General features: G+C 65.6%; 12 protein-coding genes and 1 pseudogene. 5 read left to right on the top strand and 8 right to left on the bottom strand.

Features of this window, described 5'->3' with window-relative positions; all coding sequences use genetic code 11:
• Positions 1-39: 39 nt before the first annotated feature.
• Positions 40-1692 (bottom strand): response regulator transcription factor, encoded by a 1653-nt coding sequence (locus G205_RS15105; protein WP_009358743.1) that lies wholly within the window; start codon positions 1690-1692, stop codon positions 40-42.
• A gap of 157 nt (positions 1693-1849) precedes the next feature.
• Here G205_RS15105 and G205_RS15100 point away from each other — a divergent pair, with 157 nt between their 5' ends.
• Positions 1850-2236 (top strand): hypothetical protein, encoded by a 387-nt coding sequence (locus G205_RS15100; protein WP_152419594.1) that lies wholly within the window; start codon positions 1850-1852, stop codon positions 2234-2236.
• 54 nt (positions 2237-2290) lie between these two features.
• Here the strand turns inward: G205_RS15100 and G205_RS23010 are convergent, their stop codons facing one another.
• On the bottom strand, positions 2291-2527 hold the full coding sequence (locus G205_RS23010; protein WP_235046942.1) for an STAS domain-containing protein: 237 nt from the start codon (positions 2525-2527) through the stop codon (positions 2291-2293).
• A complete protein-coding gene (locus tag G205_RS15095; protein WP_235046941.1) occupies positions 2470-4059 on the bottom strand; it encodes a SulP family inorganic anion transporter in 1590 nt (529 codons plus the stop codon). The genes G205_RS23010 and G205_RS15095 overlap by 58 nt, the downstream gene beginning before the upstream one ends.
• Before the next feature lie 221 nt (positions 4060-4280).
• Between G205_RS15095 and G205_RS15090 the strand changes: the two genes are divergently transcribed.
• Both G205_RS15090 and G205_RS21945 read left to right on the top strand, forming a co-directional pair.
• Positions 4281-4601: a GYD domain-containing protein gene (locus tag G205_RS15090; RefSeq protein WP_009358741.1), complete on the top strand. Its 321-nt coding sequence runs from the start codon at positions 4281-4283 to the stop codon at positions 4599-4601.
• A 916-nt stretch (positions 4602-5517) separates the two neighbouring features.
• Positions 5518-5901 carry a hypothetical protein gene (locus tag G205_RS21945; protein WP_009358740.1) on the top strand — a complete coding sequence of 128 codons (384 nt, stop codon included), beginning with the start codon at positions 5518-5520 and terminating at the stop codon, positions 5899-5901.
• A gap of 330 nt (positions 5902-6231) precedes the next feature.
• Here G205_RS21945 and G205_RS15080 read toward each other — a convergent pair whose 3' ends face one another.
• The 3 genes from G205_RS15080 to G205_RS15070 form a co-directional block, all read right to left on the bottom strand.
• Positions 6232-6948 (bottom strand): hypothetical protein, encoded by a 717-nt coding sequence (locus tag G205_RS15080; RefSeq protein WP_009358739.1) that lies wholly within the window; start codon positions 6946-6948, stop codon positions 6232-6234.
• 30 nt (positions 6949-6978) lie between these two features.
• On the bottom strand, positions 6979-7401 hold the full coding sequence (locus G205_RS21780) for a hypothetical protein (protein WP_152419593.1): 423 nt from the start codon (positions 7399-7401) through the stop codon (positions 6979-6981).
• Positions 7402-7581: 180 nt separating this feature from the next.
• Positions 7582-8376, bottom strand: coding sequence for an Ltp family lipoprotein (locus G205_RS15070; protein ID WP_009358737.1), 795 nt, complete (start codon positions 8374-8376; stop codon positions 7582-7584).
• Between the two features lie 901 nt (positions 8377-9277).
• Between G205_RS15070 and G205_RS22130 the strand changes: the two genes are divergently transcribed.
• Positions 9278-9625 carry a COG4315 family predicted lipoprotein gene (locus G205_RS22130; RefSeq protein WP_009358736.1) on the top strand — a complete coding sequence of 116 codons (348 nt, stop codon included), beginning with the start codon at positions 9278-9280 and terminating at the stop codon, positions 9623-9625.
• Between the two features lie 62 nt (positions 9626-9687).
• Here G205_RS22130 and G205_RS15060 read toward each other — a convergent pair.
• Both G205_RS15060 and G205_RS15055 read right to left on the bottom strand, forming a co-directional pair.
• Positions 9688-11345 (bottom strand): annotated as a pseudogene (locus G205_RS15060) (thiamine pyrophosphate-binding protein).
• A gap of 118 nt (positions 11346-11463) precedes the next feature.
• Positions 11464-11967, bottom strand: a complete 504-nt coding sequence (locus G205_RS15055) for an Lrp/AsnC family transcriptional regulator (protein WP_009358735.1) — start codon at positions 11965-11967, stop codon at positions 11464-11466.
• Positions 11968-12060: 93 nt separating this feature from the next.
• On the opposite strand from G205_RS15055, the gene G205_RS15050 reads away from it, so the two are divergent.
• A partial coding sequence (locus G205_RS15050; protein WP_009358734.1) for an aminotransferase class I/II-fold pyridoxal phosphate-dependent enzyme occupies positions 12061-12694 on the top strand: 634 nt, incomplete at its 3' end.

Below are 12694 nucleotides of genomic sequence, written 5' to 3'. Positions count from 1 at the left end.
CAATGGCCAGGGCAACCGGAACCGGGACAGCCTTCGCGGTCACGGGGCGCTGCTGATAATCCCGGTTTCGATGGCATGCGTTGCCGCCTGCGTCCGGGAGTTCACACCGAGCTTGTCGAAGATGTTGCTGACGTGGCGCTGGACGGTCCGTTCGCTGAGGAACAGCTCCGCCCCGATTGCCCGATTGGTCAGGCCATGGACGATCAGCCCGAGCACCTGGACCTCGCGAGGCGAGAGGCCGTGCTGTGACGGACTGCCGGGGCGCAGGAGCATTCCGTCGACCACCTGCTGGTCGGGACGGGCGCCGAGGCGCGTGAAAACCGCGCGCGCCGATTCGAGCTCAAGGTCCGCCGCCTCGTCGTCCCCCACACCCCGGTACGCCGTGGCCAGGAGCACCGAGCAGCGCGCCGTCTCGTAGGGGACGTCAAGGTCCCGCCATAGTCCGGCGGCCCGCCGGAGCTCGGGAAGCGCCGTCGGCCACTCATCGTTGGCCAGAGCCAGCTCGCCACGGGCCCGGGCGTGGGCGGCACGCACGCTGTCGGAATTGAAATGCCCGGCCAGGCTTCCGAGCTCGGCTGCCGCGGCCACGGCTTCCGCGCCTGCCCCCGCCGCGAGGAGGACGGTCACTGCCGCAGGCAGCAGCTCCACCCGAGCGCTCGGCCCCACGGATTCGCCGAGCGCGCGCCGGATGCCCGCTGCCGCGGCGGGCACGTCTCCCAGGCAGAGCCTGAGCAGGGCCAGCCCCGGCTGTGTCGGGCCGCCGGCGAATGCCGCAGCCCGGTAGGCGGCCTCTGCTTCGGCGAAGTTGCCGAGCAGGCGGTGCGACTCACCGAGCTCGTAACGCGGATGGCCGATGAGGCGGGCACCTGCCCCCTCAGCCAGGCCCCGGCAGGCCTCCTCCAGCTGCGTGATGGCATCCGTCCACTGGCCTGCCAGGCGGAGGTGCGCGGCCCGGTAGGTCAGGCAGTTACCGTAGAAGGGCCCGCCGAATGGAGGGACAGTATCGAGCCAGGATCCGAGGGCAGCGCTCCATTCCCGGACCCGTGAGAGGTCGCGGGCCTCCACCTGGCAGGTGCCGATCGCTGCGCAGAAGAGCAGGCTGGTGGTCCGCGGGGTCGTCTCTCCTGCCAGGACGCGGAGCATCGCGTCGTCGAGGCAGTCCAGCCCCTCCGGAAGGCGGCCGGAGCGGACCAGGGCGCGGCCGGTGAGGAGCGTCGCGAAGGCGAGCTGGTCGCCGTCGTGCACTGCTGCGGCCCCCTCGCGGGCGCGGCCGAGGAGCCCCAGAGCCTCGTCAGTAGCGCCTGTTGCGATCCGGGCGTAGGCCGTGGTGATGAGCAGCCAGCCGGGTTCCTTGCCCGCGTCGTCCGGGCCGAGCTCACGGGCCCGTGCCATCCAGCCGTTGGCCTGGGCGAACTCGCCGTTGAGGTTGTACGCCTCCCACAGCCAGAAGGCAGAGGCCACCGCCGGACGGACCTGGCCCCTCGCCGCCCGCGCCTCGAAGGAATGCATCAGCGCGGCGATCGCATCGTCCCGCAGCCCTGCGATCTGGGCGCACTCGGCGAAGCATTCAACATCTTCAATATCAAGGCCCGTGGGCCCGCCGGCGGCGCGGAACTCGTCGCACGCCTGACGCCACGCGGACGCTTTGTGGAACGCCCGGGCCCTCGCGAGGTGATTTACGTCGTCGGCCACGTCAACCTCCTGATCACCACTATGCATCGTTGGACTGGGCATAACTACCCAGTGGAGGTTGCGGAAGGTGGCGCGACCTGCCGATGTTTGCCGCACCCGCCGGCGGGATCCTGAAGGTGACCCGCACGGTGCGGGTCACATGGTTCAGGAGGCCATCATGTACGAGCCGTTTGTCTACTTGAGCACCTACACCGTGCGCGACGGGCACTTCGATGAAGCTTTTGAGGCTTGCCGTGAAGTGGCCCGCCTCGTGGAGAGCCGTGAGCCGAGGATGCTCGTGTTCCAGTTCTTCGCCGATGAACCGGGGCGGCAGATCACCTGCCTGCAGGTCCACGCCGGCGCGGAGTCCATGGCCAACCACATGGCCGTGATCAGCGAACACCTGGCACGCTCCGGGTCATGGCTCGAATCGTTCAGCAACGCAATGGTCCTGGGTCAGCCTCCGGTGGCCTTGACGCAGTGGTACCGGGAGGCGGGCGAGGCCCTCGACCAGTTCCCGCGGCATGTGGCCGGGGTTCTCCGGGTGGGGTCGCCTGTTGGGTGAGCCGGCTGCCGCCGTCGTGAAGTACGACGGCGGCCGGCGGCTTGGGTGCGGCGGCTACGCCTCCCGCTCCTCCCGCTGGAACGCCCGCACCGCCTCGCTGGTGGTCGGGTAGAAGTGTTCGGGGGAGAATCGGGCGCCCATGCCGTACCGCAGCAGCCTGTCCTTGACCGGACCCTTCATCTCCGCGAACACCAAGTCCACGCCGTGCCGCTCCAGCCATTCGTCCAGCTGGATCAGCTCGTCCAGGGCTGTGGTGTCGATTCCGGTGACGGGCTCGGCGGCCAGGACCACGCGTTCGGTGCCGGGCGGGGCCTCCTCCAGGGCATTGCGCACAAAGGACCCCAGCAGGCGCCGTTGCCGAAGAACAGCGGCGCATCGAAGCGCAGGATCAGCAGGCCGGGGACGCGTTCGCCGTCGGGGTGGCGGCTCACGTCGTGGTATCCGGGTGTGCCCGGCACGTCCACCAGTTCGGCGCGGTAGGGGTCCCAGGCCCGCCGCAGGAAGTCCAGGATTGCCAAGCCGACGGCCACCACGATGCCCGGGAGGACGCCCAGGATGGTGACGCCCAGGAACGCCGCGAGCATTACGAGTGATTCGCTGCGGCTCATGCCGATCAGCCGCCGCACGCCTGCGGGGTCGGCGATGCCCGCGGCCGCCGCGATGACGATGGCGGCCAGGGTGGTGGACGGCAGGAACTCGGTGACTCCGGGAGCCGCGAGCATGAAGCCGAGCACCAGGACCGCGCCCACCACGCCCGTCAGCTGGGATTTCGACCCGGACTCCACCGCCACCGGGGTGCGGGAGGTGCTGGCCGAGATGGGGAAGCCCCCGAACAGGCCGCTGGCCGCGTTCGCTGCACCCAGGGCCGCCATTTCATGGTTGCCGGAGACCTTGCCGTTTCGTGCCGCGGCCAGGGACTGGGAGAGGGTTCCGGTGTCGACAAACACGATCAGGGCGATGCCCGCGGCGGCCGGCAGCAGCGCCAGGACGTCGGCCCAGCCGATCCCGCCGAGGGCCGGCGCCGGGAGGCCCTGCGGCAGGGCCCCGGTGACCTTGACGTCGTCGCGCAGTCCCAGCAGGGCTACGGCCAGGCAGGACACGACGACGGCGATCAGCACCCCCGGGACCTTCCACTTCAGCCACCGCGGCACCAGGATGAGTGCCAGCGACGCCAGCCCCAGCAGCAGCGCCGTCATGTTGGTTTCGCCGGCGAGCACCTTCGGCACCGCGGCGAAGAGCTTGTCCCAGGGCGATTCTCCTTCCACGGAGATCCCCAGGAGCGTGGGGACCTGGGAGGCCACCACCAGCAGGGCGATGCCGTTGAGGTAGCCCAGCCGGATGGGCTTGGACAGCAGGCCCGTGACGATGCCCAGCCGCAGCACCGACCCGACCAGCATGATGGCGCCGATCAGGATGGCCAGCAGGCCGGCCAGCGCCACGGACCTCTGTTCGTCGGCCGCGGCCAAGGGGATCAGGGCGGCAACGATCATCGGGGCCAGCGCCGAATCCGGGCCTAGCACCAGCACCCGTGAGGGCCCCACGGCAGCGTAGACAATCAGCGGCACGATGGTGGCGTAGAGGCCGGTGACCGGCGGGAGGCCGGCGGCCTGGGCGTAGGCCATGCCCGCGGGGACCAGGACCGCGAAGAGCGCGGCTCCTGCCACCAGGTCGTGGCGCAGCCACTCGGTTTTGTAACCGCGAAGGGACGGCGGGATCCACCAGGATCGGGACAGACCGGAACGGCGCATGTTCAGATCATGGCCCATCCTGCCCTGACCCGCCATCAGCCGCGGCGCGAAGGCGGCGATTTGGTGTACCGGCATATTGACTGCCCGCAGCCGGAGGAATACCTTCTCCGGTAACAGGGCCAGTTGCCCTGTTTCTACGCGATTAGGGGCCGGATCTGGGCCGCTCCTGCATGGCAACGGAGCCAGGTGAGGAGGATTCTGCGCGGACGCCATCCTGCTTCACACGTGCCCGGGCTCCGCGGGTACTTTCCGGACGGCTACAGAAACCGGGTTAGGGATCCAGGGAAGGAAAGACCATGCCGAAGTATCTGTTTGAGGCGACATACGTGGGCCAGGGCATCAAGGGGCTCATGCAGGAAGGCGGCACCAAGCGGCGCGATGCGCTGGTGGAGGCGCTGAAGTCTGTGGGAGGAACGCTGGAGTGCTTCTACTACGCATTCGGCTACTACGACGTCCTCGGCGTTTTTGAGGCGCCGGATGATGCAAGTGCTGCAGCACTGTCGCTGCTGATCAATTCGACGGGGAACGTCAACGTCCGACTGAAGCCGCTCCTGAGCGTGGAGGACATTGATGAAGCCGCGAAGAAGACGCCGTCCTACCGGGCGCCGGGGCAGTAGGGGAGTTTGGAACCTTGAGCGACAGGCCCACCGGGTGCGGCAGGGATTGCCACTAACAACGCACCTTTATAAGGCCCGGCGCAGAACAGGCTTCCCGTTGGTACAGATCAACGGCGGCCAGCCGGTTGAGGCCATCCGTCAATGGCAGCAGCCTGGCTGACAGCATGATTCACCTGAGACGGCTGCAGCTGCCCGCCAACCTCGCCATCGGCAAGCACACCGCCACCGACGTGTACAGTCGGACGTTTACCGAGGCCCTGCTCTTCCGGGGCGTCGGCTAGCGAGTACGCGTAGGACCGCTACTAGCGGACAGAAATGCCCTGACCCGACTTTATGTGCCAGGGCATTCCTGTGTTCGCGACGAACGACGGCGGGAACGGGGCGGAGGTCAAGGAAGAACGAACCGCTGCTTATTCCGACGGTCCAGTAGCCGGAAGCAATTCGCAGGCCCTCACCTGTGACTTGATTAGCGGACTACGCCAAGATTATCTAAGAGGCGAATTCGTTATACACAATAGAAGCCTCTTCAAGGTACATTCGGATAAATTGCTATAGTTCCCGAGGATGTCCCATGAGAAAACGCTTCAACCCACCGCCAAATTGGCCCAAGCCACCAGCTAATTGGGAACCTCCTACCGGTTGGGCGCCTGACCCTAGCTGGGGACCGGTGCCCGAGGGTTGGCAACTTTGGGTCGATGACCAACCAGGCACCGGAGGAACCACTGTAAGGCCACCAGATGCTCCTGCTTACGGTGTCATTCAGGGTGCTGTTCAGCCGAGGAAAAGAGGGCGGGCACGGTGGGTTGTGATTCCACTACTGCTTGTGCTCGTTCTCTTCGTAGGCTGCACAATAGTCCTGTCTATGGCCGGTTCTCAGTCTGGGGGGAGTCAGCTTTCTTCAAAGAACATTGACCCTGTGTCCCAGGAGCAGGTTGATTCTGCTGCTGAACTCACGGAGCGTGACCTAGCTATGATCGTAAAAAGCCCTGACGATCAGGCAGGAAAAACGGTGGTCATCTATGCGAATATCACCCAGTTTGATGCAGCTACGGGTGACTGTATCTTCCGCGCCAATGTCTCACATCAGAGGATGGAGAATTCCTGGGAATATGACGAGAATGCGATCTTTACCGGAGAAGGCGGGCGGGCCGGTTGCGCTGCCCTGAAGGAATTTGTTGATGAGGACCAAGTTAGGATTACGGCGACTTCTCTGGGGTCCATCAGCTATGACACGCAAATTGGCGGGAACACCACTGTTCCGGCGTTTCGAGTCGAAAAAATTGAAGCGCTAACTCCCTAGAAAAGCTTCCGGGTCATCTGGTTGATTGGCATGTCCCCGTGCTGCAGAGACGCGACGAGCCGTCTGGTCCGCTCCGAATGTTGGGAACCCCCTGGCAGTTTGGGGCTGGCCACGGGGAGCACAGAAGGTTCCGCTGCAAGTCGGGCAAGGAAGAGCCTGGCACGAGATATGTGCCGGGGCTCTTCCTTGCTTCGGACGTTCAGTGATGTGGTGTTTGAACGCACCAGGGGATGCTGTTGCTTGATCGATCGATGACGAATGTCCCTGACCTGGTAGCGGTGTGAATACCCAAGCCGCTGCCGTCCTGGTTCGCACTGGACTGCCAAGCGCTCAACAATACAACCGACTTGTAGCCTCTTCCGCTGCCTGGATGCTTTCCCACCCACGTCGGCCCGCTGCAGCCGTCTCCGGATCCATGTGCATCCCCTTGTTTTGCAGAACGGCAACCAAGGTTGCGTTGATGATGTCTTCTCTGAGTTCGTTGAGCCAGGGACCTCGAATGACCGGCATGACGGGCACCCGAGCACGGACGGTCAGGAAGTGGCCACCCATCAGGGCGGCCACAACGCAAATAACACCGACGACCAGGAGCTTCAGCAGGTTGTCCTGGTCTGTAGCCAGAACAAATGCGGGTGGTGCGAATAGCGCTGCCATGAGCCCTAGACGGAGAGCCAGGACTTCCAAGGCACGACCTGAGGCTTTACGCCTTGCCATCATTCCGGCCAACCGTTTGTCCCGGATGGCTTGCGCTTTGAATCTCCATTCACGCTGGGACCCCAGATGGAGCTTGACGAGCGCACGGGCGGCGGCAAGTTCCTCCGGATTTTCGTTCCGCAGTGCCATCAAGGCTGGGTCCTGCGCGTCCGCCCAAGAGCTGCTCAGGCGGCGATCGATGGCAGCTGCCAAAGTGTCTAAGCCAAGCTGTGCTGCACCGATCGCCGCCTCTTCAACACGGGGAGCGACCGCTGTCGGCTGCTGATTTTGGCCAGGACCTGTGCGACGGCCGTAACGTGGTGTGCCGTCGGCGAGGTTGTAACCGTTGCTCATGAGTTTCCCTTGGTGACTATCTGGCCACCACTACTTGGTCACGTGAACCACAACCGCCTTATCAACGGCTTGTTCCGCTCCCGCGTTATCAATCCCCGTGACTGTCCAGTTACTAAGAAGCAAAACCGTCTTTCCGGTGTCGGAGTTGTAAATGACTTTCTTGAAGCCGAGCAGCGAGAGTTCATCGTCAAGTGCTTCAGCATTCATCCCCACGACATTGGCAGGGATAACCGCGGTTGCAGGGATGATCGCAGCCGCGGTGGGCGCAGCAGCGGCCACTGGCGCAACAGGTTCGGCTGTAACAGTTGCAGTCGCCGTAACTGTGGCTGTTGCCGTCACTGTCTGCGTAACAGTGTGCGTCACGGCGGGGGTTGCTTCAGTGGTTCCTCCGGCACAGCCCGACATTGTCAAACACAAAAAGGCTCCTGCAATTGCCGCTTTGTTAGTCTTCAATTTGTCCCCCCTGGGAAGTTCTTGCCTTGTTTTCCGGTCACCATTCGCGACTGAAGTCCGTATGGTGGATTTGTGCGCCGGCTGCGATGGTAGCCCTCAGCTCAGCTTGCGAGCATGCGGCGAGCCAGCCCAGGAGCGTATGCGCGTCGATGGCGACACTCCTGGAATTGAGCGGGATTCTTAGAGCCCGGTTGTGCTCACGCCGTACTCGGCCTGCTCCGGCGTGTATCCCTCGTAAAGCAGCTGATCGACGAGACCGGAGCGCGAGAACGAGGTGTATTCGAGGTACTGCTTTGCTGCTTTAGCTGCTTGCACATTCCAGTCGACGGTCACACGGTCAACGGCCCACGTTGCATCATCGAGCGAGTACTTCTCGTACTCCAGTTGTTCGATCAGGCCCGTGCGGGAGAACGCAGTGTAGTCGAGGTAGTCAGCGGCTGCCCGCAGGGCGTTCTGCTGGCTGAGAGTCCCCCTCTTGGCTGCGGCTTCAGCTTCCGCTGCAGCCTTAGCGGCTGCGTCTGCTTCCGCTTTGGCTTTTGCCGCCGCGTCCGCTTCAGCTTTGGCAGCTGCGTCGGCGTCAGCCTTCGCCTTGGCGGCAGCATCGGCCTCTGCTTTGGCTTTGGCTGAAGCTTCTGCCTCGGCGGCGGCAAGAGCGGGATCTTTAGTGGGCGTTGGTGTAGCCGTTGAAGTCGGACCAACAGCCGCTACCTTCGGCCCGGAACTCGTCGGCGCAGTTTCTGTTGTGGCGCCGGCCCGAGTCGAATTGATGATGATGCTCAGCAGGACGAAAGCGCCTGTGACGATCAGAGCCACCTTCTTGTGCTTGTCATAGCCTGTCAGCGGGAGGCCATTTTTGTCCCGCATCCTATTGCTGAGCACCAGGATCAGGTCAACCAGAGCCCAGATCCCCAAGCCGCCGAAGGTGACCAGTTTCAGGATGCCGGTCCCCACCTTGCCCAGATAGAACCGGTCCACCCCGAAGACGCCAAGGATCAGCGACAGCAGCCATGTTGTTAGAAATGACTTGCTGCTCGTCTGCGGCGGAGCGTAGCGTATGTTGGCGGATAGGGAGCACTGTAGGGGTGCTGGCTCATGAGAGTCCTTTCATTGGACACCTGACCGACCTGCGTTACGAATGTGCAGGGTGGGTGCGGTGATGGACGCGCATGGTAGGAAATGCAGCATGCAGTGCGGACCGCAATTTCAGCCCATAAAAAAGCATCTTCGCTTCCCCCAATAGCGTTGTAAGTGCCCTCAATTATGTTTCGAAAAAAACCAGTAACAAGCTACTTGACGGAAAGCTGGGGAAATCCTGATGGTCACTTGATCCTCTTTGCAGATTCCTGTGAGTATTAACAGGTCGGCCGCTGGCTCGCCGCCGCCATCCCGTCCGCCTGCGGCCTGTGGCTCAAAGGCGTGGGACACACGTTCCCATACCCCGACATGCACGAGGTGATGACCGCGATCACGAGCCACCTCGACGCCACCGAAGCCTGCGTCTCCGGAACGGCGCAACAGCCGGGGTCCGGGCCACATGGCAGCAAGTGATTCAATTCGTCCGCCTGCCGATTTCGACAGAAGGCTGAGATGATTGAACCGCACTGCCTCACCATCCGATCATCACCAACCCCGAAGACGTGGCCGGGGCGCCCGCTCCTGCCGATAGGAGCACATCGTGTCCAGACCCGGACTGCGAGCGGCGGCTGCGGTGGTCCTCGCACTCGTTGTATCGTCTTGCGCAGGCAGCACTTCGAGCGAGGCCCCGGAAGTTACCCCGGCTCCGAGTGCGAGCACTACGGCACCGGAGAGCCCGCAACCCCCGGAGAGCCCGCAACTCCCGCCGAGTCTGCCATCCAGCGCGCCGGAGCCGGGCACCATGATCACCACAGCCCCGAGCGACTTCGGCCAGATGCTCTTCGATGCCAAAAACCAGGCCATCTATATCTGGGAGATTGAGGAGAGCAGCACGCCGGAGTGTTACGACGACTGCGCTGAAGCATGGCCACCCGTGCTGACCGACGGAGCGCCGGCCGCCAGCGGTGAGGTCGACTCAGCGCTGCTGGGGACGACGGAGCGGCGGGACGGCACCACCCAGGTCACCTACAACGGGCATCCGCTCTACTTCTACGCGCACGAGGGGCCTGGCGAGGTGAAGTGCCACAACGTCTCAACTCACGGGGGGCTCTGGTGGGTTATAGATCCGGACGGGGTCCGGGCCCCGTAGCCGCAGTGAAGGCGCCGCCGCATGGCTTTGAGTCAGGCCGGGGTCTGGCTCTCCGGGAACGACTACCCCGCCACCGCAGCCTTCGCCGCCTGGGAGGCCGCCATCCACTCGCTGAGCCACGGCGCTCGGACGGTGGAGGTGATCCGGCAATCGGCCACGAAGGTTCCCTTGGCGCCGGCGTCGATCCAGGCCTGCAACGCGGACAAGTCATCAAGCGAGCGCACCACAACTGACTCGGCACCCAACGCCCGGGCAACGCCGCTGAAGTCCACCTCCGGGATCAGCATCGGCTTCTCGGTCAGGCCCTGCGAGCCGTACTGGTGGATCTCTGCCCCGTAGGCGGCGTCGTTGTAGATCACCACAATCGCGCTGCTGGCCGCGCCGATCAGCGACTCGAGGTCGGCCAGGCCCATCAGGAACCCGCCGTCGCCCGAGGCCAGCACCAGGGTGCGGCCGTCCTCCAGCGCCCGTGCCGCTCCCACGGCGCTGGCCAGTCCCAGCCCGATGGACTGGAACGCGGTCCCCACCATCACCAGGTCCTGCGGCCGCGGGATGTTCCAGTACATGGCGCCCAGCCGATGAAGTGCCCGCCGTCCTGGACCACCGTGCGGCGCTCCGGAAGCACGGCATCCAGCGCGGTGGCGAGGGCGCGCGGGTCCAGCCGGCCGTCCGCTGTCACCTCGGAGCCGGGGTGGTGGGCCGGTTCCTCGGCCAGGCGACGGCGGGCTTCCGCCCGCCAGCCGGCTTCCGGAGACACCCCATCGAGCAACGACAGCAGGCCTCCCGCGGCGGCCTTCACGTCCGCGCTGACGAACAGGTCCACCCTCGGGTTGGTCGGCTGCAGGGCGGTGTCGATCTGGATGACGGTGGCATCCGGACCGAGCAGGTGCCCGAATCTCAGGGTGAAGGGGCTCAGGCTGGCCCCTGCCACCAGGACCACGTCGGCCTCGCCCATGAGCCCGGCCGCGGTGTCGGTGCCGAAACCGCCGGCGACGCCCAGGTACCCCTCGCCATTGAGGAGGTTGAGCGCCAGGGCGGTTCCGGCGGTCAGTGCGCCGAGCCGGTCGGCGAGCTCGCGGAGTTCGACGCCGGCATCGGCGAGGTGCGCGCCGCGGCCGGCGAGGATCAGCGGCCGCCGGGCCCCGGCGAGCAGGCGGGCCACCTGCCCAAGGTCCGTGCCGCCGTCGTGCGTCACCTGCGCCGCGGACGGCTCGGGAAGCTCTTCGTCCGCGGCCTCGAGTACCGCAAGGTCGTACGGGATGGCAAGCACGACGGCGGTGCGCCGGGTGAGTGCGTACTCCACCGCCTGCCGGGTGATGGCGCCGGCGGCGTCGCGGGTGACTGTGAAGGTCGCCGCGCCGAGCCCCGCGGCGATGGCCGCCTGGTCCACGTCCCAGGGCCGGGCGCCGCTGGTGGGCGCGTCGCCGGTGACCAGCACCACCGGGATCTGCGCCTGGACGGCTTCGGCCAGGGCGGTGAGCGCGTTGGTGTAGCCGGGGCCGTAGGTGGTGGTGCCCGCGGCGAGGCGTCCCGAGGCCCGGTAGTAGGCGTCGGCGGCGGCGATGGCGGCGCCCTCGTGCCGGACGGGGGTGAAGCGCAGGCCCAGCTGCTCCGCAGCATCCAGGAAGTAGGCGTTGCCGTTGCCCATGACGCCGAAGACGTCGCTGACATAGCCGCTGAGAACCTGGGCCACACGGCCGGAGACGGTAAGTAAAGTCATGCAGGAATCGTGCGCCCCGCCGTACGGATCGGCAACACCCGCATATTTGGCTGGGACTTTTGGCAGCAGAAGCGGGGAGAAGTGACAATTTGCCCATTTGTGGGCTGCGTCACTGCTATTACTCGGAGGGGCGGCCTTCCTGCTCCGACAGCCTGCTGATGAGCCCGTCGTAGCGGGGCGGCATGAGTTCCATGACGGAGATGGCGGTGCTGGTCCGCTGGATCCCGTCGATTTCCAGGATCTGGTTGGTGATGCGGTAGAGGTCGGCGGTGCCGCGGGCCACCACCTTGGCCATGAGGTCCGCGTCGCCGGTGGTGGCGTGTACCTCGATGACCTCCGGGATCGCGGCGAGGCCGCTTTCCACGGAGCCGAACCGCGTCTGGCTGATTTCCAGGGAGAGGAAGGCCATGAGCTCGTAGCCGAGCGCGGCGGGGTCCAGCCGCCGGCTGAAGGAGCGGAGCGCGCCGCTGCGCTCCAGCCGTGCCAGCCGGGCATGGACGGTGTTGCGTGCGACGCCGAGTGTCCGGGAGAGTGCCAGGGCGCTGGCTTCGGGGTCCTTGTCGAGGGCGAGGATAATCCGGCCGTCGAGCGAATCGAGGGTGCGCGGGTTCGTGATGGTCATATTTTCACCAGAGCTACTAGAAGTTGAGCAGAAGTCCCAAGCACAAAAGCGTATCTTGCTATGTGGGCCGGGTCACAACCATGATCGGTGCCCATGACCCCTGAACAACTCCTGACCCGGCCGGACACCGCGCTGCCCACCCTCCGCGGCCCCGTGGCCGGGCTTCCGTCCTACGTCCCGGGCCGCCGGGGTGCCGGCGCGGGCATCGCGGCCCTCGCCAGCAACGAAAGCCATTACGAACCGCTGCCCGCTGCCGCGGCTGCGGTGGCCGACGCGGCCGGCAGGATGAACCGCTACCCGGACATGGCCGCCGTCGAACTCCGCGAACGGCTCGCCACGCACCTGGGCGTCACCGCGGGGGAGGTCGCGGTGGGGCCCGGCAGCGTGGGCGTCCTGCAGCAGATCATCACCGGACTGTGCGACGCCGGGGATGAGGTGGTCTTCGCGTGGCGCTCCTTCGAGGCGTACCCCATCCTGGTGGAGCTGGCGGGCGCCCGGCCGGTCCGCATCCCGCTGGACGAGGCCGAGGGCCACGACCTGGACGCGATGGCCGCGGCCGTCACGGACCGGACCAAGGTGATCCTGCTCTGCACGCCCAACAATCCCACCGGCGTGCCAATCAGCCACGACCGCGTCGAGGCCTTCCTGCAGGCTGTGCCGTCCAAGGTCCTGGTGGTGATCGACGAGGCCTACGTGGAGTACGCCGACGCCGGCAGCGGCCCCGATT

The organism is Arthrobacter nitrophenolicus (assembly GCF_000332815.1).
GTDB lineage: Bacteria > Actinomycetota > Actinomycetes > Actinomycetales > Micrococcaceae > Arthrobacter > Arthrobacter nitrophenolicus.
This window is presented reverse-complemented; position numbering and strand designations above follow the sequence as displayed.

Bases quoted from the DNA above. Each gene is read 5' to 3' on its own strand.
- G205_RS15100 (WP_152419594.1), top strand. From the start codon at position 1,850: ATGTACGAGCCGTTTGTCTACTTGAGCACCTACACCGTGCGCGACGGG.
- G205_RS15095 (WP_235046941.1), bottom strand. From the start codon at position 4,059: ATGCCGGTACACCAAATCGCCGCCTTCGCGCCGCGGCTGATGGCGGGT.
- G205_RS15090 (WP_009358741.1), top strand. From the start codon at position 4,281: ATGCCGAAGTATCTGTTTGAGGCGACATACGTGGGCCAGGGCATCAAG.
- G205_RS15080 (WP_009358739.1), bottom strand. From the start codon at position 6,948: ATGAGCAACGGTTACAACCTCGCCGACGGCACACCACGTTACGGCCGT.
- G205_RS22130 (WP_009358736.1), top strand. From the start codon at position 9,278: ATGATCACCACAGCCCCGAGCGACTTCGGCCAGATGCTCTTCGATGCC.
- G205_RS15055 (WP_009358735.1), bottom strand. From the start codon at position 11,967: ATGACCATCACGAACCCGCGCACCCTCGATTCGCTCGACGGCCGGATT.